Genomic DNA, 22138 nt, shown 5'->3' on the forward strand with positions numbered 1-22138 from the left:
CCGGGCCGGCGCCCCGGATTTCGGGGGGCCTGTTGCGAAGGGCGTGCCGGCCCGGCAAGCGGAAGATTGGGTTATGCCGCGGCGAGCTCCTCGACGGTGGCCCTTTCGCGGGCTTCGGTGAGGTAGCGGGCGTAGGCGGGCAGGGTGAGGAAGGACGGGAACTCGGTGGCCAGGGTGACTTCCTCGAAGATGTCGCGGGCGTCTTCGAAGCGGTCGCCGTCGAAGCGTTCCAGCCGGGCGAATTCCTCGTCGAGGAGCTCCTCCACCCACTCGTGGGTGACGATCTCGCCGTGGTCCGTGATGGCCCGGGCGTAGATCCACTGCCAGAGCTGCGACCGGGAGATTTCGGCGGTGGCGGCGTCCTCCATGAGGTTGTGGATGGCCACTGCACCGTTGCCGCGCAGCCAGGACTCGATGTAGCGGATTCCCACCTCGATGTTGTTCCTGATGCCCTGTTCGGTGATGGTGCCCTGGGTGGCGGCCACGTTGATCAGGGCGCGGTCGTCCGGGGTGACGTCTTCCCGCAACCGGTCCAGCTGGTTGCTGCGCTCGCCGAGGACGCCGTCGAAGACCTCGCGGCAGATGGGCACCAGGTCCGGGTGGGCCACCCAGGAGCCGTCGAAGCCGTCGTTGGCCTCGCGGGTCTTGTCCGCGCGGACCTTCTCGAGGGCGTTGGCGTTTGCTTCCGGGTCCTTGCGGTTTGGCACGGCTGCGGCCATGCCGCCGATGGCCATGGCGCCGCGCTTGTGGCAGGCCCGGACCAGCTGTTCGGTGTAGGCGCGCATGAAGGGGGCGGTCATGGTCACCTGGGCCCGGTCCGGGAGGACGAAGCGGGGGCCGCGGGTGCGGAAGTTCTTGATGAGGGAGAAGATGTAGTCCCAGCGGCCGGCGTTCAAGCCGGAGGCGTGGTCGCGCAGTTCGTAGAGGATTTCCTCCATTTCGAAGGCTGCGGTGATGGTCTCGATCAGCACGGTGGCGCGGATGGTGCCCTGGGGGATGCCGAGCAGGTCCTGGGCGAGGATGAAGATGTCGTTCCAGAGCCGGGCTTCGAGGTGGTTCTCGATCTTGGGCAGGTAGAAGTACGGTCCCTTGCCCTGGGCGAGCAGGCGGCGGGCGTTGTGGAAGAAGAACAGTCCGAAGTCCACGATGCCGCCGGCGATCGGCTGGCCGTCGATGAGCATGTGCTTCTCGGGCAGGTGCCAGCCGCGGGGGCGGACCACGATGGTGGGCAGGTCCCCGGCGGGGCGGAGCTTGTATTCCTTGCCTTCGTCCGTGGTGAAGTCGATCCGCCGTTCCAGGGCGTCGGTGAGGTTCAGCTGGCCCTTGATGACGTTCCGCCAGGTGGGGGTGGAGGAATCCTCCATGTCCGCGAGCCACACCTTGGCCCCGGAGTTCAGCGCGTTGATGGTCATCTTCTTGTCCACCGGGCCGGTGATCTCCACGCGGCGGTCCTCCAGGCCGGGGGCCGGGGGAGCGACGCGCCATGACGGGTCGTTGCGGATGTGCTCGGTCTCCCGGAGGAAGCGGGGGTCGGCGCCGGCGGCAATGTCAGCCCGCCGGGTCCGCCGTGCCTGCAGCAGCTCCTGCCGCCGGTCGGCAGTAGCCCGGTGCAGCTTGCCGATGAACGTGAGGGCATCCGGGGTCAGCACCTCGTCCTGCCGGCAAATGGGCTGCGCAGTGAGGGTTATGCCATTGATCGTGAAGCTATCGGTGAAGCTGTTCATGGGAGTTCTCCTGGTAAACCCTCGTTGCTCTATCACTTTTGGTTCCCAAGGGGGTCCGTTAAGGGCCAAAAGTGATAGAGCAACGAGCGGGGAAGGCTGGGATTAGTGGAACTGGCCCTCTTCGGTCGATCCGACCAAAGCGAGGGTGGAGGCGTTCGGGTTGAGCGCCGTGGAGATGCTGTCGAAGTAGCCGGTGCCGACTTCGCGCTGGTGCTTGGTTGCGGTGTAGCCGCGGGACTCGGAGGCGAATTCCTTCTCCTGGAGTTCGACGTAGGCGCTCATGCCGTCACGGGCGTAACCGTGGGCGAGGTCGAACATCGAGTAGTTCAGGGCGTGGAAGCCGGCCAGGGTGATGAACTGGAACGTGAAGCCCATGGCACCGAGTTCACGCTGGAACTTGGCGATGGTGTCGTCGTCCAGGTGCTTGCGCCAGTTGAACGACGGCGAGCAGTTGTAGGAGAGCATCTGATCCGGGAACTCGGCCTTGACCGATTCGGCGAACTTGCGGGCCAGCTCAAGGTCCGGGGTGCCGGTTTCCATCCAGATCAGGTCCGAGTAGGGGGCGTAGGCCTTGGCGCGGGCGATGCAGGGCTCGATGCCGTTGCGGACCTTGTAGAAGCCCTCCGCGGTGCGCTCACCGGTGATGAATTCCTGGTCCCGTTCGTCGACGTCGGAGGTGATCAGGGTGGCGGCTTCGGCGTCGGTGCGGGCGATGACGACGGTGGGGGTGCCGGCGACGTCGGCTGCCAGCCGGGCCGCGTTCAGGGTGCGGACGTGCTGCTGGGTGGGAATCAGCACCTTGCCGCCGAGGTGGCCGCACTTCTTTTCGGAAGCGAGCTGGTCCTCCCAGTGAACACCTGAGGCACCGGCCTGGATCATGGACTTCATCAGCTCGTAGGCGTTCAGCGGGCCGCCGAAGCCGGCCTCGGCGTCAGCGACGATCGGGACCAGCCAGTCCTCAACGGTCTGGATGCCTTCGGAGAACTCGATCTGGTCTGCCCGGAGCAGGGCGTTGTTGATGCGGCGGACCACGGTGGGGACCGAGTTGGCGGGGTAAAGCGACTGGTCCGGGTAGGTGTGGCCGGAGTTGTTGGCGTCCGCGGCGACCTGCCAGCCGGAGAGGTAGATGGCGCGGAGGCCGGCCTTGACCTGCTGGACGGCCTGGTTGCCGGTGAGGGCGCCCAGGGCGTTGGTGTAGCCGCCGGTCTTGTGCTCCTCGGTGAGCTGCTTCCACAGCTTCTCCGAACCCCGCCGGGCCAGGGTGTGCTCTTCGGAGACGCGGCCCCGGAGGCGGACGACGTCGGAGGCTGAGTAGTCCCGGGTCACACCTTCCCAGCGGGGGTTGGCGGCCCACTCGAGCTCCAGGGCGGCAGCCTGCTCTTCGGCCGTCTGTGAGGTGGGCTCAAATGCTGCAGTCATCGTTGATCTCCTTGATTGAGCTCCGGATGGAGTAGGTGGGAACCGCGCCGTTGAGGCTCCCACCGGCTTATCCGGTGCGGTGTTTCTTTCCGTGACAACTACTTTTCAGCACTTTCAACCCCCTTTCCAGAGAAAAGGTATGGAAAGAAATGCGTTTCTTCACGTATTCTTCAGAAATGTCGCCTTCAAGCTGGAACAGGGACGTTTCCCAGCACTCGTCCCCCGCCGCCGCCCCCGAACTGGACGTCTTTGCGCTGGGCCGCCGCGTCCGCCACCTGCGCAAGCAAGCAGGGCTCACCCTCGATGACCTGAGCGCCGCCGTCGGAACCGCCCCTAGCCAGCTCAGCCTGATCGAGAACGGCAAGCGCGAGCCCAAACTGACGCTGCTGCAGCACCTGGCGGGTGCGCTGAATGTCAGCATCGACCAGTTGCTCGGGGCCGAGCCGCCCAGCCGCCGCGCCGCACTGGAGATTGAGCTGGAACGGTACCAGCGCGGGCCCCTGTACGAATCCCTGAACCTGCCCAAAATCCGCATCAGCTCAAGGCTTCCGCTGGATGTCCTGGAGGCCCAGGTGGGGTTGCTGCACGAGCTGGAACGGAAGATGAACGAGCAGGTGGCCACCCCCGAGGAAGCGCGCCGCGCCAATGGTGAACTGCGGGCCATGATGCGGGAGCGCGGGAACTATTTCCCGGAGTATGAGGCAGAGGCACAGAAGGTCCTCAAGGAGGTGGGCTACACCACCGGTCCGCTGAGCCAGCACGTCATCGCGGACATTGCCGCGCACCTCGGTTTCACCCTGCACCACGTGGGGGATCTGCCGCATTCCACCCGCTCGGTGACTGACTTGAAGAACCGCAAAATTTACCTGACCCAGAGCCAGCGGCAGGACCACGACCCCCGCTCGGTGCTGCTGCAGGCTTTGGGGCACTACGTCCTGGGCCACGAGACACCGAAGAACTACGGCGACTTCCTGGCCCAGCGGGTGGCCACCAACTATTTCGCCGCCGCCCTGCTCCTGCCGGAGCAGGCCACCGTGGAATTTCTGCAGAAAGCCAAGGCAGCCAAGGAAATCGCGGTGGAGGACATCCGGGACGCCTTCGCCGTGTCCTATGAGACCGCAGCGCACCGGTTCACGAACCTGGCCACCAAGCACCTGGGCATCACCACCCATTTCCAGAAGACCCACCAGAGCGGCATCATCTACAAGGCCTACGAGAACGACGGCGTGAACTTCCCCCAGGACCACACCGGCGCCATCGAGGGCCAGCCCTCGTGCAAGGCCTGGACGTCCCGCGCCGTGTTCGACGTTCCGGACAAGTTCAGCGCCTACAGCCAATACACCGATACGCCTTCGGGCACGTATTGGTGCACCGCACGGACTGAGCGCTCCGCAAGCGGTGAGTTCTCGCTCAGCATTGGCGTGCCCTACCAGCATGTGAAGTGGTTCCGGGGACGGGAAACCACAGCCCGGGCCACCTCCAACTGCCCGGACCCCACCTGCTGCAAACGTCCGCCCGCCGAGTTGGCCACCCAGTGGGCCGGCAACGCCTGGCCCTCGGCGCGGGCACACTCACACCTGCTGGCCGCGATGCCACCCGGCGCCTTCCCCGGTGTGGACGAGACCGAGGTGTACAGCTTCCTGCAGGCCCACTCGGGGAATTGAGTTATCGTCTACCTTCCAATGCGTACCCATGGGCAGCACTCAAACTACTGGGCGTCATGGCTAGTCCATCGAGTATTGCGTCACGCAGGATATCGAGCGCGGCCCAATAGGAGTCTTCGCTGCCGGACCATTTACCGAAAGCTCCGAGGAAGCGCACAAATTCGTGCAGGGCGATGCAGAACGAAGTGCAAACATCTGGATTGCGCTCGAGCAGTGCGGGGACCAGTTCCGCCAGCAACTCTGTATCCAAAGTCGTTGCTTTCGGGCACCCACTATATTCTGCATGGAGCTTGTAAAAGACGATCAGGCGCTCTAGGACAGTGGCCACGTTCATGTTGACGCCTCGGGCGCCATACCAGCGGGCGAAGGACGGTAGTAGGGACTCCAAGTCGCGAATAGTGCGGTCCGGAGTGAGCGATTCATTCGGGAGGGCATCTGGCATGGCGCCCCCGAAGCCGCTCCGGGCATGATCCCTCTGTCCCGCCCGCCGGCGCTGGTTCCTGCCCACAGTGATCCTCACTTCCTTCCTGCTCTACTGGTCGTCCAAACAGTAGGGGGAAACTGCCGGCCCTGCGACAGCCGGAAGCGCGTATGTGGATAAGAAGCCGAAACCTAACCCCAACGTCTGCTCACTTGTGGGGCAGGAGCTGATGGGGCGTCAGTGGTTTTGGGGCGGGAAGTGATGGGGCGCCTGGCTAGCCGTGCAGTTCCCGGTACGCAGCGGCCGCAGCCGGGTGCAGGGGGACTCCGGCGGTGTTGATGAGGGTTTCCGCGCTGAGGAACTGCACGCCCAGGGTGGACTGGGGAATCAGTTCGCCGGCGTTGTGCACCAGCAGCTGGACCGTGCGTTCCACGGTGGCGCCATCCAGGTCCCGGCGGCAGAGCAGGAGGTTGGGGGCGCCCACGGTCCACACCGCGGGCACTCCGGGGTAGCTGCCCTCCGGGATCAGGACGCGGTCGTACACGCCGCCGTACCGGCGACGCAGTTCCGGCAGCAGCGCTGACAGGTCCAGCAGTGCCAGTGCCACCTCCTTGGTTGCGGCGGCGATCGCAGCCGTGGGAACGCCGCCGGACCAGAACAGGGCATCCACCGTTCCTGCCTTGAGCGCGGCGATGCCGTCGTTCAGGCCAAGGTTTTCGACGGCGGTTGTCCCCGGGGCTGGCGTCGCAGCATCCGCGGAGGTTGCCAGCCCGGCCGCGGCCAGGAGCCGCGGTGTGGTGATGGACGTCCCGGAGCCTGGCTGGCCCACGGCGACCCTGCGCCCGGCGAGGCCGGAGATGTCCCGGATGTCGCTGTCCCTGCGGACCACGCAGTGGACATAGTTTTCGTAGACCTTCCCCACCGCTGCAATCTCGGCTCCACCGGCCAGTCCGGGCTGCTGGGTTGCCGCGTCAGCCAGGGCCACGGCAAACGCCGCCCTTCCTGCCCGCAGCTCGGCAAGGTTGTCCAGGCTGCCGCCTGTGGGCACAGCCGTGGCGTGCCGGGCTACGCCGTGCCGCTCCAGCGCAGCCGCCAGCAGCGTGGAAAATTCCAGGTAGAACCCGCCCGGCTCACCGCCTGCCACGGTCAAGGTGTCCGGGCGGTCGCCGGCGGTGCAGGAGCTGAGGCCTGGCGGCAGCAACGATACGAGCCCGACGGCGAGGGCTGACTTGAGCACCGAGCGGCGGGAAGGCGGTGCTGGGGGCACGTGAACGTCACGCATAGTTCTCACCGCTGTCGGGTTCTGACGGGACCTGGGCCGTGTACAAGGGAAACTCAATCCTTGCTGACAGCCCGTGCGGTGCTGCTTCGGCCAGGACAAGCCGGCCGCCATTGGCTGCCGCAAGCTCGCCAACAATTGTCATGCCCAGGCCCGTCCCGGGGACTGAGGCGTGCCGGGGGGACCGCCAAAACCTGGTGGCAGCCGAAGCGCGCTCCGCCTCGGAAAGCCCTGGACCGTCGTCGGAAATTTCAACGGCCACCCTCCCATTCGCTGCCCGGACCTGGGCGGTGACGGTGGCTCCGGGCGCGTACTTGAAGGCGTTGCCCAGCAGTTCGCCCACCATCTGGGCCAGTTCCGCCGGCTTGCACGCCGCCAGTGCCGCCGGCCGGGGAGCAGGAGCCAGGACCAGCCGGCATCCGGCCTGCGCAGCCAGCGGCGCCGCCCGTTCGACTTCGCCCTGGAGGACGGGGTACGGATCCACCGCTTCCGATGCGGGCGGCTCGGGGTGGCTGCCAACGGCCCGGAGGGAACCTTCGGACGCCCGGTGCTCCGCCGCCGCAAGCTTCAACACGCCGTCCAGTATCTCCTCCACCCGTTCCAGCTCGGCGATGGCCCGTTCGGCGGCATCGTGTTCGGGGGCGCCCTTCAGCTCGAGCTGGAGCAGGTCCAGCCGCAGCCGCAGCGCACCCACCGGGTTGCGCAGCTGGTGTGAGGTGTCCGCAATCAGCTGCCGCTGCGACTCCATGCTGGCGCTTACGGTCCGGGCCATCGCGGTGAAGGACCTGCTCAGCTCCCGCAGTTCCGGCGGCCCGGCCTCCGGCAGGCGCCCGGCGCGCCCGGTCCTGCCCAGCTCGTTGACCGCCGAGTTCAGGCGCAGGACCGGCCGCAGGACCCAACTGGTGACCCGGGCTGCGCCGAACAGGAGGATTGCGGCCAGGGCGAGTGAAGCCACTCCCACACCGAGCCACCGTTCCCGGAGCTTCTGCCGTGCGGTCGCAGCGTCGACGTCCAGGACCACGGCCCCCAGAACCTGGCTGGCATTGCCGAAGGGCCGGAAGATGACCTGGGAACCGGTGCCGAAGGGCTCCAGCGGTTCCAGGGCCGTGTTGCTCACGTTCAGCCGGGCCACGGAGAGGGCTTCCTGCACGTCGGCGCGGTCGGCCCCCAGCCCACCAGACGCCAAGGTCTCCTGCTGCAGCCGCACCACAATGCCTTCCCCGTACAGCCCGGAGTAGGTGTCCATTTCCCGCTGCAGCCGGGCGGTGTCGCCGTCCCCGGATGCGTCGAACGCCACCTGCGCCAGCCGGTTCAGCGACGCCGCCCGGTTGATCTGCAGCTCCTGCGTCAGCTCCCGGGACGCCGAGGACAGGATGGTTCCCGAAATCAGGAAGACCACCACGAGGCAGAGCACGCTGAGGACGCCGAGGACCCGCAGCCTCATGGGGCAGCCGCCTCCACCCGGTAGCCGACCCCGCGGACGTTGATGATGAAGCCGGGCTTCTGCAGTTTGGCCCGCAGCCCGGTGAGGTGCACATCCAGGGAGCGTGACGATGCCAGGAAGGCGTCGCCCCACAGGGCGTCCAGGATCTGTTCGCGCGTGACTACCGAACCGGCATGGCGCGCCAGCAGGGCCAGCAACTCGAACTCGGTGGCGGTGAGGGGGAGGGGGACGCCGGCCTTGGACGCGACCCGCCGGTCCAGGTCAATGTCAAGGTCGTCCAGGACGACGCTGTGCTGTGTCGCCCCGCTGCTGCGTCCGGCCCGGCGGGTCACCGCTTCTATCCGGGCCAGCAATTCCACGAGCTTGACGGGTTTGACCAGGTAGTCGTCCGCACCCGACCGCAGGCCGAGCACCACGCTGCGTTCGTCGTCGCGCGCGGTCAGGACCAGGATGGGAACATCGGTGACCTGGCGGAGCTTGCGCAGCACCTCAAGCCCGTCCATGTCCGGAAGCCCGAGGTCCAGCAGGATCACCTGGAAATCCCGGTGGGTAAGAAGCGCGTCGGCGCCGCGGGACACCCTGGAAGCCGCATGCCCGGCCGTCGCGACGCCGGCGGCCAGCGCGCTGGCCATGGCGTCGTCGTCCTCGACGATCAGCACTTCCATTGCCCTGTTCCTTGCTGTTTGTGCGCTGTTCCGGTTCATCCCCCGCCTTTGGAGACTACCGCGCCCCGGGCGCTTACGCCCGACGGCGGTCGGCAGGTTGGGAAGGGGGCCCCGCCCAAACCTAAGGAAGTGTTAGGAAATGCCCTTCCGCGTTGGCTGTGCCGTGCATCACCCATAACTTGGATAAGGCTCCCGGCGCTGGAGACCGCAATCACTACGAGGAGGAACTCACCGATGAGCACCCAACAAGCCATCCCTGCCACGGAGGCAGCCCAGACCCGGCGGGCGGTGGGCAATATCCTGAAGGGATCCGCCGGCAACCTCGTGGAGTGGTACGACCTCTACGTCTACACCGTCTTCGCCGCCTATTTCCAGGCCCACTTCTTCAACTCCAAGGATGAGCTCCAGGCGGGCCTTGAAGCGATGGCCGTCTTCTCGACGTCGTTCCTCATGCGGCCCATCGGAGCCTGGTTCTTCGGCCGGTACGCGGACCGCAACGGCCGCAAGGCGGCACTGACCCTCAGCGTCACCCTGATGTCCGCCGGCTCCTTCGGCATCGCCGTCCTGCCCACCCAGGACGTCATCGGGCTGTGGGCCATGATCCTGCTGGTCATCATCCGCGTGATCCAGGGCTTCTCCGTGGGCGGCGAATACGGCACCAGCGCCACCTACATGTCGGAGGCAGCCACGTCCAAGCGCCGCGGCTTCTTCTCCAGCTTCCAGTACGTCACCCTGGTGGGCGGCCAGATGCTGGCCCTCCTGGTCCTGGTGATCCTGCAGAACGTCATGCCCAAGGGCGACCTGGGCGAGTGGGGCTGGCGGATCCCGTTCGCCATCGGCGGCGTGGCCGCCCTCGTGGTGCTGTGGCTGCGCCGCTCCATGGAAGAGACCGTCTCGGCAGAGCAGATCAACGCGGCCAAGACCCCTGCAGTGCCGGGCCAGGCCCAGCCGGGCACCATGAAGCTGCTGTTCACCGGCTACTGGAAGCCGCTGCTGGTCTGCATCGGCATCACCCTGGGCGGCACCGTGGCCTTCTACACCTACACCAACTTCATCCTGAAGTTCATGAACGATACGTCCGGGATCGCCAAGACGGACACCTCCGTGATCAACTTCTGGGCACTGTTCATCTTCATGCTGCTCCAGCCGGTCTACGGCATCATCTCGGACAAGGTGGGCCGTAAGCCCCTGCTGCTGTGGTTCGGCATTACCGGCGTGCTGTTCACCTGGCCGCTGCTCTCCACCCTGGCCGGCACCAAGGATCCGTTCACCGCGTTCCTGCTCATGATGGGCGGCCTGGTAATCGTGGGCGGTTACACCTCCATCAACGCCCTGGTGAAGGCTGAGCTCTTCCCGGCCTCCATCCGCGCCCTGGGAGTGGGCCTGGGCTACGCGATCGCCAACTCGCTCTTCGGCGGTACCGTGCCGCTGATCGGCGCGGCTTTCCAGAAGGCGGAGCGGGAGGACCTGTTCTTCACCTACGTCACCGTGGCCATCGCCATTTCGCTGCTGGTCTACATCTTCGCGCTGAAGAACAAGAAGACCACGCACCTCGACGACGAACAGGGCCACGCCTGGGAGCAGGCGCCCGTGGACGGCGGTAAGGATAAGGATCCCCTGGGCGTTTAGTCCGGCAGGCACCAAGGGGTGCCGTTGCCAAGGCGGCGTACGACGGCGGCTGCCAGGCCGGCGTCGTACGCCTCCTTGTGTTTGGACCGCTGAGCGCCTCGCCCCAACTGGCTGTCCGGGGTGCGCGGACTATATTGGGCCATGTCAGAACACCACCACAAACGCGGGAGTCTGCACCCATGGCCAAGGAACTTGCCACCCAGCTCATCGAACAACTCCAGGCTGCCGGCGTGCAGCGGATCTACGGGATCGTGGGGGACAGCCTCAACCCGATCGTGGACGCTGTCCGGCAAACGGGAGGCTCTGCCAAGGGCGGCATCGACTGGATCCATGTCCGCCATGAGGAAGCCGCCGCCTTCGCCGCGGCCGCCGAAGCGCAGCTCACCGGCAAGCTGGCTGTTTGCGCGGGCTCCTGCGGCCCCGGAAACCTGCACTTGATCAACGGCCTCTACGACGCCAACCGCTCCGGTGCGCCCGTGCTGGCCATCGCCTCGCACATCCCGAGCAAGCAGATCGGCAGCAGCTTCTTCCAGGAAACCCACCCGGACCGGCTCTTCAACGAATGCTCGGTGTATTCGGAACTGGTCAGCACCGCGGAGCAGGCACCACGCGTGATGCACAGCGCCATCCAGCACGCGCTCGGACTCGGCGGAGTCGCCGTCGTCACCCTTCCCGGTGACATCGCCGGGCTGGAGGCCACTGCGCCCACCCCGCTCCCCGCAACCTTCCGGCCCGCCGCTTTGGTCCCCGACCATGCCAGCGTCCGGGCGCTGGCCGATGCCATCAACGACGCCGGCAAGGTGGCCATTTTTGCCGGGGCCGGCGTGCAGGGTGCGCACCGGGAACTGATGGCGCTCGCCGAGCTGGCCAAAGCGCCGGTGGGTCACTCACTGCGCGGCAAGGACTTCGTCCAGTACGACAACCCCTTCGACATCGGCATGACCGGCCTGCTGGGCTACGGTGCCGCCGCGGAGGGAATCGAGGACGCGGACCTGCTGGTCCTGCTGGGCACCGACTTCCCGTACGACCAGTTCCTGCCGGACACCCGCACCGCGCAGGTGGACCGGGCGGCGCAGCGGCTGGGGCGGCGGACCGACGTGGACATCGCCGTCCATGGCGACGTGCTGCCCACCCTGCGCGCGCTGCTGCCGCTGGTTATACCCAAGAAGAGCCGCCGCTTCCTGGACCAGATGCTGAAGAAGCACGACCGGCTGATGAACAAGTCCGTAGGCGCCTACACCCGCAAGGTGGAGACGAAGCAGCCCATCCATCCGGAGTACGCGGCCTCGCTGCTGGACCAGGTGGCCGCGGAGGACGCGATCTTCACCGCGGACACGGGCATGTGCAACGTCTGGACTGCGCGCTACATCAATCCGCTGGGCACGCGGAGGCTGATCGGTTCCTTCCTGCACGGCTCCATGGCCAATGCCCTCCCGCACGCCATCGGCGCCCAGCTGGCATACCCGGGCCGGCAGGTCATTTCGGTCTCGGGCGACGGCGGCCTGTCCATGCTGCTGGGCGAGCTCATCACCGCCGCCGCGTACAAGCTGCCGGTCAACGTGGTGGTGTTCAACAACTCCACCCTGGGCATGGTGAAGCTGGAGATGCTGGTGGATGGCCTGCCCGACTTCGGCGTGGATGTGCCGGACGCCAACTATGCCGCCGTGGCGAAGGCCTTGGGTTTCCACTCCGTGCGGGTCACCGATCCCCGCCAGATCGAGGCGGCGTACCGGCAGGCCTTCGCGCACCCGGGCCCGTCGCTGGTGGAGCTGATCACCGACCCCAAGGCGCTGTCCATCCCGCCGAAGGTCTCCGGCTCGCAGGTGCTCGGGTTCGCCACGGCCATGTCCAAGGTGGTCCTGAACCGCGGTGCCGGCGAGGCGGTGAGCATGGCCCGCAGCAACCTGCGCAACATCCCCAGGAGCTAGGCCCCCGCACACTGGGTGGGTTACCGCGCGCCGCCCTGCCACACGGCATCGAACGGGGCGCCGGAGGCCAGGCGGTTCCGGATGCCGGCGGTGACGAAGTCCTTGGCGGTCCGTGCCGCCTCCAGCGGGGTGGCGCCCTTGGCCAGCTCCGCGGTTACGGCCGCGGCCAGCGAGCAGCCAGCGCCCGAGACGGCCACCTCGCCCACCTTCGGCGCGGCCAGGACTTCGAGGGTCTCGCCGTCATAGAACACGTCGACGGCGTCCGGGCCCTCCAGCCGCACCCCGCCCTTGGCGAGGACTGCCGCGCCGCTGAGCTCATGGATGCGGACGGCGGCGGCCTTGAGGGATTCGACGTCGGTGATCTCCAGGCCGGAGAGTGATTCCGCCTCGAAGTGGTTGGGCGTGACGAACGTGGCCAGCGGCAGGATCTGCGCCTTCAGGGCCTGGTCGGTGTCCAGGGCGTGGCCGGGCTCCTGGCCCTTGCAGATGAGGACCGGGTCCAGGACGACATTGGCGAAGCTGTTCTCCTGCAGGGCGCCGGCCACCGTGCTGATGGTGGCCGGGCTGCCGAGCATGCCGATCTTCACCGTGTCCAAAGCCGAAGGCGCGCCCGACGCCGGACCGTAGGCCGCCGTCGTCGCTTCCAGCTGGTCGGCAATCACCTGCTGGTCCACCGGCACGAAGCGGTGGTTCCAGCTGTCGTTGGGGTCGAAGGAGACGATGCACGTGAGGTTTGCGATGCCGAAGACGCCGAGTTCCTGGAAGGTCTTCAGGTCGGCCTGGGCTCCGGCGCCGCCGGTGGCTTCGGAGCCTGCGATGGTGAGGACGACGGCGGGGGCGTCCGCGGACAGCGTTGCTTCAGGGGAAACGGAAGTCATGCACCCATCCTGCCACCCGGCGTCGTGCGTTGTGGCTTACCCGTCCCGGGACGCCGGAAGGATGCCAGATCGCCGGATTAAACCGGCGACTTGGTGGCTTTCCGGCGATTTGGGCTCCGGCCGGGGCATGGCTACCGGCGGAGCGCTGCAAGGACACGGGCTTTGAACTCGTGTTCGCGGAACAGGTCGGCCCATTTCACGCGCAGAAAGGTCCACCCGTCCTCGATGAGGGCATTTTCGCGCTGCCGTTCCTGGAACAGCACCTCCGCCGTCGGCCTGTAGTCGAAGTACTTGGTTTTCCCGTCGAATTCGAGGGCCACCTGCTTCTCCTTCCAGGCGAAATCCAGCCGGTACCGGCCGGCACGCGTAGCCACTGCGACCTGGGGTTCGGGCAGCGGAAGTTTCAACCGTGCCAGGAGTTCGCGGGTGAGAGTCTCACCGGCTGACTCCGACCGCGGATCGGCGTGGGTGAGCGCCAGCCGAAGGGTCCGGATCCCGCGGCACCCTTGCAGGCCCTGGGCCATATTGTCCATGAGGACCTTGTCTGCACCGAGCCTGAGCGCGTGGTCCATCAGCACCAGTGCCTGCCGGTAGCCCAGCATCATGGCGCAATCCACCACCGTCCGCTCCAGCGACGTCACCCTCAGTCCGCCGAGAGTCACCACCTCCGGTGCGGTCCACGGCCGGGTATGGCCGCGGACATCCTTGCCGAGCCGCTCGCTGGAAGGGTTCCCCGGCAGCAGAAGGTGGATCAGATCATCGACGTCCCACAGATACAAACCGTGCAGCCGGGCCGCCGAGGTGTGGCTGTACACATAGCCGCCCGCTGAGGTGGTCAGTGTCCCATGCGCGTGGGCGCGAATCAGCTGCCTGCTGCGGACCGGGCCCGACTGCTTCTCCCACAGCTCAGCGCGGATGTAGCAGCCGTGGCGGAGGCGGACCAGCTTTCCGTGGAGCACCAAGGCCTTGATGGCCCGGGCGTTGAGGCCCATCTCGTTCAATTGCCCCGTCCGCCACAGGTTGCCGGTCCCCGGAAGGGCGGGGAGCGGGACTGGTCGTTGCGGTGTCATCCCGACAGGATCCTGCCGCCGCGGCAGCTCCGGAAGGCGCCGCCGTCGTCATGTGGAAAACGTGAGCGGCCCCCCAGCTCGCCGGAAACCGTCCGGATCGCCGGAACGCTCCGGCGATCCCGCAGCTTTCCGGCGATTTCGACGGCGGCAGCCGGCTTAGGCCTTCAGCGTCCCGTCCAGCAGGGCCCGGAGTTCGTGGAAGTGCCGTTCGGTGGCTTCGGGGTGGAAGGCCGAGGTGTCAGCCATGGTGTAGCCGTGCGGCGCCCCGGCGTAGATCTCGTTGGATGCCTCAAGCCCTGCGTCCTTGAGCGCTTCGCCGAGCCGGGCGACGGCATCGGGACCCATGCTGCGGTCGTGGTCGGCATGGCCGAAGACGAACCGGGCCCGTGCGTTGCCCAGCTTGAGGTGCGGGCTGTCCGGGGTGTCGGTGGCGAGTCCGCCGCCATGGAAGCCGCCGCATGCCGCCACCACTTCGGGGTGGGACGTTGCGGTGCGGACAGCAAGCCTGGCGCCCATGCAGTAGCCGGTGGTTCCGATCGGGCCGGGGGCGACGCCGTCGAGGGATGCCAGGGCGGCCACCCAGGCGTCGATGTCCGGCAGCGCCTTGTCCGGTGTCAGGCGGCCGACGCGCGGGAACGCAGCCTTGCCCGCCGCCTCCCGGCCTTCCTCGGTGGACATGTCCCCTTCAGGGGCGAGTTCGGCCACGGTTCCTTCCCGGTAGAAGACGTTCGGGGCCAGCACCACGTAGCCCCAGTCGGCGATGCGCTGGGTCATCTCCTGGATGCGGGGGCGCAGGCCGAACGCGTCCATATAGAGGATGACGCCGGGAAACGGGCCGGTTCCGGTGGACGGGCGGGCCACCAGGGCCTCGGCGGTGCCTTCTGCGGCAGGGATCTCGATGGGCATGGGGCCACCCTACCTGAGCGCCCCGGTGGTACCGCCTAGGAGTAGTACCGGCCCAGGGTCTCGGCCTTGAAATCAAAGAACCTGCCGGACTCGATCGCCAGCCGCGCGTCGTCCACCATCTTCACCACGAACCGCTCGTTGTGGATGGAAATCAGGGTGGCGGAGACCATCTCCTTGGCTTTGAACAGGTGGTGGATGTAGGCGCGCGAGTAGTTGGCGCACGTGTAGCAGTCGCAGCCTTCCTGCAGCGGGCCGAAGTCGCGCTTGTACTTCGCGCCCGAGAGGTTGAACCGGCCGTAGGGGGTGTAGAAGGCGGAGTTGCGGGCCACACGGGTGGGGGAGACGCAGTCGAAGGTGTCGGCCCCGTTTTCGATGGCCGTGAAGATGTCGTCCGGCTCGGAGATGCCGAGCAGGTGCCGTGGCTTGTCCTCGGGGAGTTCCTCGTTGCACCAGCGCACGATGGTGCCAAGGTTTTCCTTTTCCAGTGCCCCGCCGATGCCGTAGCCGTCGAACGGCATGGCGCCGAGGTCGCGGCAGGCCTTCCGGCGCAGGTCCTCGTACTGGGCGCCCTGGATGACGCCGAACAGGGCCTGGTACGGCTTCGCCGCCCGCTCGCCGGTCAGCCGGAAATGCTCCGCGATGCACCGCTCCGCCCACAGCCGCGTCCGCTCCAGCGATTCCTCCTGGTACCGGCGGGAGTTCTGCAGCGTGGTGAGCTCGTCGAACGCGAACATGATGTCCGCACCGATTTGGTGCTGGACCTGCATGGAGATTTCGGGGGAGAAGCGGTGGCGGTCACCGTTCAGGTGCGACTTGAACCAGACGCCGTCGTCGTCGATGTGTGCCAGCCGCTCCTTGCCGGGGGCCACGGCGTCGTCCGGGCCGGAGGCATCAACGGATTTCATGTCGATGACCTTCTTGAACCCGGAGCCCAGGCTCATCACCTGGAAACCGCCGGAGTCCGTGAACGTGGGCCCGGGCCAGTTCATAAAGGCGCCCAGGCCACCGGCCTCGTCCAGGATGTCCGGGCCCGGCTGCAGGTACAGGTGGTAGGCGTTGGCCAGGAGTGCCTGCGCGCCCAGCCCCGCCATGGATTCCGGGAGCACAGCCTTCACCGTGGCCTTGGTCCCGACGGCGATGAACGCCGGGGTGCGGATCTCGCCATGCGGGGTGGTGATGGTGCCGGTGCGGCCCAGGAATTCCCCGCCGTTTTCGTCAACCAGCGCGGCCGGCGGCGGGCAGGACTCGGCCAGGCGGGTGCCTACCGTGAAGGAGAACTGGGACTGGGTATCGGGCAGGGTGGTGGCAAGATCGGCGGGCACCCTACCAGTGTGCCAGCAAACGCGGCGGCGCCAGCAAGGACGCCGCCCTCAGCTCACCGGATCCGAGTCAGGGTAGTTTTCGGACCGCCAGGAATCCCAGGCGGAACGCACCGCCTCGAGCCTGCCGGCGCCCAGGTCATACGTCGAAGCGATGACCAGGGAGCCATCACCCTCCTCGCGGACATTCTTGATGGCGGGATGGTCGGCCACCACCAGCAGCCCCTCGCCATGCTCCGCATAGTCGTGCACCGTGAGGCCAACCTGGTGGCTGGTCCGGAACCAGACCTTCCCACTGATCTGCTCGCCGGTCCCCAGCTGCACCTGGTACGGCTCGCCCGCTGCCGGGAGGTCGGAGAGTCCCAGCTTGTCGATCGCCGAGCCCTTCCCGTCCCGCAGGTGCAGGAACAAGGTGTGCCGCTTGCCGTGCGGGTGGCGTTCCAGGGCGAAGCGGAGCTGTTGCAGGAACGTCAGCCACCCCTGCGTGATGTCCTCGTCCCAGGCGGCCCATTCGGAGTCGTGGTCAAGGGCTCCGCGGGTAACGCTGACCCGGGTTCCGCCGGGCACGGGATGAAGCTCGAAGGTGTCCCCGCCATGGACGGTGAGGCTGGTGTGGTCCGCGGATTCCTGGACGTCGCCCGAGAAGTAGATCTCCTTGATCTCGGACTCCAGGTCCTCGGCCTGCCAGCCGTGCCACTGGGCCACCCTGGACGGTTCGCGCAGCATGGTCCAGACCTGCGGCGCGTCGGCGTTGATCACTACGCTGAGATTGTTCGTCATAGCCCCGAATGTACGCCCCGGACACAGCGCCGGGTAGGGGGAATTTCCCCGGTCCGCCGGCCGCGGCGACGCTCAGGAGCGGACGGCCTCCAGCTCGTTGCTGATGCGCCGCTGCAGTTCGGGCATTCCGATGGTTTCCGAGCCGCCGTGGGCGCGCAGGAACAGCAGGGACTCCAGCCGCAGCAGCCGCCATTCGCGCTCGGCGTCGTGGTTGGAGTTGTCGATGGAGCGGAAGATTTCCTTGTCGTACAGGTTGGGCTCGTTGAGCGAGCGCTGCCGGACCTTGGCCGCCATCCGTGCCTTGAACGGGTCCGTCTCCTGGTTTTCGGGTGTGCGGATGAGCTTCTCGTAGACCTCGGCGCGTTCATCCTGGCCGTCCTCCCGGCAGATGTAGCTGGCCAGGGCAAGGGATGCCTCCACGGAGGTCCACCGGCCGGGGTTTCCGTCATAGGGAAGGACGGTGATGAGGTCCGCGACGGACAGCGCACCTTCGGCGTCCTTGAGCGTGATGAACAGCTCATGCGCGAGGTCGCTGAGGTCCTTCAGGCAGCTTCCGGATTTGAAGTTGACGCCCTTGGAGAGCCGGTCGGCCAGGAGCAGCACGCCCATTGCGTCGGGGTGGGCTTCGGCCGCAGCCTCCACCACGGATTCGGGGGTGCCGCTCGGCGCCGGGATGAGGGCCAGTTCCTCCTCGCTGGGCCCGGTCACCGCGGGCGGAACGGGAGGCAGGGGAGGTACGACGACGGCGGGCGTCACCGCGATGGGACCGGTCCCGCCGCCGGGCTGCTCCTGCTGCCCGTCGTTGGGTGCGGCTTCCGCGGGAGGGGCGGCCTCCGGAAGGGGGGCCGGCAGCGGAAGCTGGGTGACGTCGTCGTGCGCCCCGTCCACGACAGTGACCAAGGTGCCGATGGCCACCCGCAGCGTTCCGCCGCCGGAAAGGCTCGCCAGGACCAGGGCCGGGGAGCCGAAGTCGTCGTGCTCAAGCTCCACTTGGTCGATTTCGGCGGTACGGCGGCCGTCCGGAAGGAGGATGTGGCTGCCGGTGGTCAGAGATCCAGCCTGCTGTTCACGGTGGTGCCTGGCGGCTGGTGATTCGGTCATGGGAGTCCTTAAGTTCTCTTGCGGTCCGCCCTACAGTCTACAAAGGCAGGTGCCTAAAACCGGGGACCCCCACGGCCCGGCGGGGATGTCAGAAGCCCACACCCGCGAACGCCAGGGCCTGCCGGATGAGGGCGCCGCGGCCGCCGGAAAACTCCATCTGGACGCCCGGGCTGAGGACTTCCTCGGGGGTCATCCAGGTCAGTTCCAGGGCGTCCTGGCGGGGCTCGCACTCGCCCGTGACGGGGATGATGTAGGCCAGGGACACGGCGTGTTGCCGTTCATCGGTGAACCCGGTCTGAGACGGTGCGGGGAAGTATTCGGCCACCGTGAAGGGCACCGGGCTGAGCGGCAGCTGCGGGAACGCCAGTGGGCCGAGGTCTTTTTCCATGTGCCGCAGCAGCGCGGCGCGGATGGTTTCGCGGTAGATGACGCGGCCGGATACGAGGGACCGGACCATGGTGCCGTCGGCGTCCGCCTGCAGCAGCGTGCCCACCTCGTTCACGTATCCCAGCGGGTCAAGCCTGACCGGCACTGCCTCCACGTACACCATGGGCAGCCGCCCCCGGGCCTCAAAGAGGTCTTCTTCAGAGAGCCAGCCGGGATTCGGGTCAGGGGTGCGCACGTTCATGGTTAATTTCTACCCCATGGGGCGCCGCTCGGAGATCCAGACCGTGGCGGGCGCGTTGGGAACGGGCGCGTCCGGATTTGCCACGTGGAGGGTGCTGCCAAAGGCCTCCTCGGTGAGGCTGGCGGGGAAACCGGCGGCCGTGAGGCGCTCACGCAACGGTTCCAAGGCACCGCCGTACTCGAAGCCCAGGCCCGAGCGGGACGGCCCCGAAGCCGGGCGCACCAGGAGGACGCCGCCGTTCTTGGCGGTGAAGTCGGCCGTTTCGTCGTTGTCCGGAACCGGGCGCGGGCGGGCGCCCACCTGCAGCAGCGTATGGGCCGCGGCGTCCGGGTCAGCCGTGTACCAGACGCCGACGACGGCCAGGGCAGGATCGGCGTCGGCGCACTGGGCGAAATGGTCCGCCTTGCTGGCCATGAACGTGAACCCGTCCGGCGCGCTGATCCGGCAGGCGCCGCCATGGTCGCCGGCGACCAGCTCGGCCGGTGGCATGCCGTCCTTCGCACCGCCATCCTCCTGCGCGGACAGGTTGGTGCGGCGGGCGAACTCGGCGACGTCGCCCACCTCCACCGCCAGGATGGTCCGGCCGTCCTGGCCGGATCCGGCAGGCTCGGGGTGCAGCACCAGGCGGCCGGACGCGGAATCGAAAACCTGCCGCCCGCCGTCGTCCTCTGTCTGGACCATGCCCAGCGCAGTGAGGAGTTCTTTCCAGGACCCGGTGCGGGAGGTGTAGTGGACGGGACGGACTCGGAGCATGGCGTTGTCCTTGTGCTCGGTGGTGTGCTGCCGTATGGCCATGATGCCACTTGATGCGCCGATGCACACGGGGCTTGTGGCCCGCCTTTTCATGGGCAGAATTAGGCCATGGCCGATGACCTCGAGGAACTGCTGGTGCCCGATGCCGCTGCCTGGCGTGCCTGGCTGGAGGAGAACCACGCCACCAGCCCCGGCGTGTGGCTGGTGATGAGCAAGAAGGGCGGTACGGTGACCGGCCTCGACTACCCCGCGGCGCTGGACGAGGCCCTGTGCTTTGGCTGGATCGACGGGCAGGGACGGCGCCGCGACAGCGGAAGCATGTTCGTCCGGATGACCCCCCGCCGTTCCCGCAGCGTCTGGTCGGCGCGGAACGTGGGGCATGTCGCCCGGCTTGAGGAAGCCGGGAAGATGACCGACGCCGGCAGGGCAGCGGTAGCCGCGGCAAAGGCTGACGGCCGCTGGGACGCGGCCTATGGCGGGCAGGCCGCTGTCGAAGTCCCCCCGGACCTCGCCGCCGCCATCGCTGCCAACCCGGCAGCGCAGGCCACGTTCGACGTCCTCACCAAAACCAACCTGTTCTCCCTGGTGTACCGGACAAATTCGGCGAAGCAGGCGGCCACCCGGGCGCGCCGGATCGCCGGGTTCGTGGAGATGCTGGCACGGGGGGAGACGCCTTATCCGCAGAAGAGGCGGCCGGCGGGTCCGGGCGTGCCCCGCTAACATGACGCTCCGGATTGGGCTCCGGGCGGCCCTGCCGGTAAGATTGACGGTTCACTTGCACTGGTGCCGTTCCCCGCTCCCGGGGGACGGCGCTTGTGCGTTCAGCGACGGATCGACATCCCATGCCCTCCACACCTTCCGGAACAGTCCTGGCCGCCCTCCGGCGCCGCCCCCTCCTCTGGGCCGTGCTGGCCGCGGTGGCCGCCCTGGCCGTGGCCGCATCGCTGCTGCTCGCCGGAAACAGCGCGCGCGACAACACCGCCCAGGACAACAGCCGGCCCGGCACCGGCACACCCACCGCCGCTCCTCCGGCGGAGGCTGCCCCGGCGCAGGAGTCCGGGTACCGGCCGGCCTACCACCTCACCCCGGACCAGCGCTGGATGAACGATCCCCAGCGGCCCTTCCTCCTGGACGGTGTGTGGCACTACTACTACCTCTACAACGCCGACTATCCGGAGGGGAACGGCACAGAGTGGTTCCACGCCACCAGCACGGACCTGGTGCATTGGAAGAACGAGGGCGTGGCCATTCCCAAGTTCCGCAACGGCCTTGGCGACATCGAAACCGGGTCAGCGGTGGTGGACACGGAGGGGACCGCCGGATTCGGCAAGGGAGCCGTCATTGCTGTCCTCACCCAGCAGCACGACGGAGTCCAGCGCCAGTCGCTGTTCTTCTCCACGGACCAGGGCTACAGCTTCCAGAGCTACGGGCAGAACCCGGTGATGGAGAACCCCGGCGCCGAGCACTGGCGGGACCCCAGGATCGTGCGCGACGACGCCAGCAACCAGTGGCTGATGCTGCTCGCCGAGGGGCACAAGATCGGCTTCTACACGTCCCCGGACCTGAAACAGTGGAGCTATGTTTCGGACTTCCAGCAGGACGGGCTCGGCATCCTGGAATGCCCCGACTTCTTCCAGTTGGATATCGACGGCGACCCCGCCAAACGCACCTGGGTCCTGGCCGCCAGCGCCAACGGCTCCGCAGAGGGCCGCACCACTGGCCTGGCGTACTGGACCGGCAGTTTCGATGGCAAGTCGTTCAAGCCCCAGGGCGCCCACCAGTGGCTCGACGGCGGAGCGGACTTCTACGCCGCCGTCACCTTTGATGATCCGCGCCTGCCCGACGGCCAGCGGAAGGCGTCCCGGCACGCCATCGGCTGGATGAACAACTGGGCCTACGCCCGGCAGCTGCCCACCAAGGACTGGTACGGCGTGGCTTCCGTAGTTCGGGACATTCGCCTGGAGTCCCGCGGCGGCCGCCCCGCCCTGGTCTCGGCGCCCACCCCTTCGCTGCAATCGCTGGAAGGGGAGCCGGCGCAGATCCCCGGCGGCGGACTCGGGGACGGGCGGGCGCTCACGGTACCGGACAGCGGCGCGTTCAAGGCCGACGTCGAACTTGTTCGGCCCGCCGACGGCGCCGGCGTGGCAAGGCTCCTCCTGCAAAGCGGGGGCGCTACCTACGCCACCATCGGTTACGACTTCAAGGCCGGCCGGGCATTCGTGGCCCGGGACGGCGACGCGGTAGCCGGCGCCCACGGACACCCTGCCCAGGGTCAGCCGGGGAGTCCCGCCGTGGATGCTGCCTACCGCCAGCCCCAGTCCGTGGACGTCCGGCCCTCCGGGGACACCGTCCACCTCACCATTTACGTGGACCGCTCCTCCGTCGAGGTCTTTGGTGACGGACAGTCGCTCACGGCCCTCGTCTTCCCGCCGGACGGCGATAAGGGAGTCCGGTTGGAAGCCGACGGTCCGGTGCGGCTCAGGGGTGGCGCGGTGACGCCGCTGGCTGGCATCCGCTAGACGGCATGGCT

The 22138-nt window shown here is 67.6% G+C and carries 19 protein-coding genes; 5 read left to right on the forward strand and 14 right to left on the reverse strand.

Features of this window, described 5'->3' with window-relative positions; all coding sequences use genetic code 11:
- Positions 1-71 precede the first annotated feature (71 nt).
- Positions 72-1724 (reverse strand): malate synthase A, encoded by a 1653-nt coding sequence (gene aceB, locus K4G53_RS09575; RefSeq protein WP_221385460.1) that lies wholly within the window; start codon positions 1722-1724, stop codon positions 72-74.
- A gap of 102 nt (positions 1725-1826) precedes the next feature.
- Positions 1827-3143 (reverse strand): isocitrate lyase, encoded by a 1317-nt coding sequence (gene aceA / locus K4G53_RS09580; RefSeq protein ID WP_221385461.1) that lies wholly within the window; start codon positions 3141-3143, stop codon positions 1827-1829.
- A gap of 149 nt (positions 3144-3292) precedes the next feature.
- Between aceA and K4G53_RS09585 the strand changes: the two genes are divergently transcribed.
- Entirely contained in the window at positions 3293-4807 is a 1515-nt protein-coding gene (locus K4G53_RS09585) for a helix-turn-helix transcriptional regulator (RefSeq protein WP_221385462.1), read from the forward strand.
- Position 4808: 1 nt separating this feature from the next.
- On the opposite strand, the gene K4G53_RS09590 is transcribed toward K4G53_RS09585, so the two are convergent.
- The 4 genes from K4G53_RS09590 to K4G53_RS09605 form a co-directional block, all read right to left on the reverse strand.
- Positions 4809-5141 (reverse strand): hypothetical protein, encoded by a 333-nt coding sequence (locus tag K4G53_RS09590; RefSeq protein ID WP_221385463.1) that lies wholly within the window; start codon positions 5139-5141, stop codon positions 4809-4811.
- A 361-nt stretch (positions 5142-5502) separates the two neighbouring features.
- Positions 5503-6510, reverse strand: coding sequence for a TAXI family TRAP transporter solute-binding subunit (locus K4G53_RS09595; RefSeq protein WP_221385464.1), 1008 nt, complete (start codon positions 6508-6510; stop codon positions 5503-5505).
- Positions 6503-7951, reverse strand: coding sequence for a HAMP domain-containing sensor histidine kinase (locus K4G53_RS09600; RefSeq protein ID WP_221385465.1), 1449 nt, complete (start codon positions 7949-7951; stop codon positions 6503-6505). Before K4G53_RS09600 ends, K4G53_RS09595 begins: the two co-directional genes overlap by 8 nt.
- The gene (locus tag K4G53_RS09605; protein ID WP_221385466.1) at positions 7948-8616 is read right to left on the reverse strand and encodes a response regulator transcription factor; all 669 of its coding nucleotides are present in this window, start codon (positions 8614-8616) and stop codon (positions 7948-7950) included. Before K4G53_RS09605 ends, K4G53_RS09600 begins: the two co-directional genes overlap by 4 nt.
- 234 nt (positions 8617-8850) lie before the next feature.
- Here K4G53_RS09605 and K4G53_RS09610 point away from each other — a divergent pair, with 234 nt between their 5' ends.
- Positions 8851-10245, forward strand: coding sequence for an MFS transporter (locus tag K4G53_RS09610; RefSeq protein ID WP_221385467.1), 1395 nt, complete (start codon positions 8851-8853; stop codon positions 10243-10245).
- A 179-nt stretch (positions 10246-10424) separates the two neighbouring features.
- On the forward strand, positions 10425-12173 hold the full coding sequence (locus K4G53_RS09615) for a pyruvate dehydrogenase (protein ID WP_221385468.1): 1749 nt from the start codon (positions 10425-10427) through the stop codon (positions 12171-12173).
- 20 nt (positions 12174-12193) lie between these two features.
- Here K4G53_RS09615 and K4G53_RS09620 read toward each other — a convergent pair whose 3' ends face one another.
- The 8 genes from K4G53_RS09620 to K4G53_RS09655 all read right to left on the reverse strand — a co-directional run bounded on the left by K4G53_RS09620 (position 12194) and on the right by K4G53_RS09655 (position 19608).
- Positions 12194-13051 carry a hydroxymethylpyrimidine/phosphomethylpyrimidine kinase gene (locus K4G53_RS09620; RefSeq protein WP_221385469.1) on the reverse strand — a complete coding sequence of 286 codons (858 nt, stop codon included), beginning with the start codon at positions 13049-13051 and terminating at the stop codon, positions 12194-12196.
- Positions 13052-13182: 131 nt separating this feature from the next.
- The gene (locus K4G53_RS09625) at positions 13183-14121 is read right to left on the reverse strand and encodes a type IV toxin-antitoxin system AbiEi family antitoxin domain-containing protein (RefSeq protein WP_221385470.1); all 939 of its coding nucleotides are present in this window, start codon (positions 14119-14121) and stop codon (positions 13183-13185) included.
- 156 nt (positions 14122-14277) lie between these two features.
- The gene (locus tag K4G53_RS09630) at positions 14278-15027 is read right to left on the reverse strand and encodes a dienelactone hydrolase family protein (RefSeq protein WP_221385471.1); all 750 of its coding nucleotides are present in this window, start codon (positions 15025-15027) and stop codon (positions 14278-14280) included.
- Between the two features lie 35 nt (positions 15028-15062).
- Positions 15063-16349, reverse strand: a complete 1287-nt coding sequence (gene tgt, locus K4G53_RS09635) for a tRNA guanosine(34) transglycosylase Tgt (RefSeq protein WP_221385472.1) — start codon at positions 16347-16349, stop codon at positions 15063-15065.
- 48 nt (positions 16350-16397) lie between these two features.
- Entirely contained in the window at positions 16398-17126 is a 729-nt protein-coding gene (locus tag K4G53_RS09640; protein WP_221385473.1) for an SRPBCC domain-containing protein, read from the reverse strand.
- A gap of 72 nt (positions 17127-17198) precedes the next feature.
- Positions 17199-18227 (reverse strand): DUF6707 family protein, encoded by a 1029-nt coding sequence (locus tag K4G53_RS09645; RefSeq protein ID WP_221385474.1) that lies wholly within the window; start codon positions 18225-18227, stop codon positions 17199-17201.
- Between the two features lie 88 nt (positions 18228-18315).
- On the reverse strand, positions 18316-18855 hold the full coding sequence (locus tag K4G53_RS09650; protein ID WP_221385475.1) for an NUDIX hydrolase family protein: 540 nt from the start codon (positions 18853-18855) through the stop codon (positions 18316-18318).
- A gap of 9 nt (positions 18856-18864) precedes the next feature.
- Positions 18865-19608 (reverse strand): VOC family protein, encoded by a 744-nt coding sequence (locus K4G53_RS09655; RefSeq protein WP_221385612.1) that lies wholly within the window; start codon positions 19606-19608, stop codon positions 18865-18867.
- Between the two features lie 108 nt (positions 19609-19716).
- On the opposite strand from K4G53_RS09655, the gene K4G53_RS09660 reads away from it, so the two are divergent.
- Both K4G53_RS09660 and K4G53_RS09665 read left to right on the forward strand, forming a co-directional pair.
- Positions 19717-20328 (forward strand): YdeI family protein, encoded by a 612-nt coding sequence (locus tag K4G53_RS09660; protein WP_221385476.1) that lies wholly within the window; start codon positions 19717-19719, stop codon positions 20326-20328.
- Between the two features lie 122 nt (positions 20329-20450).
- Entirely contained in the window at positions 20451-22127 is a 1677-nt protein-coding gene (locus K4G53_RS09665; RefSeq protein ID WP_221385477.1) for a glycoside hydrolase family 32 protein, read from the forward strand.
- Positions 22128-22138: the final 11 nt, after the last annotated feature.

Source organism: Arthrobacter sp. MAHUQ-56 (genome assembly GCF_019710585.1).
Classification (GTDB): domain Bacteria; phylum Actinomycetota; class Actinomycetes; order Actinomycetales; family Micrococcaceae; genus Arthrobacter.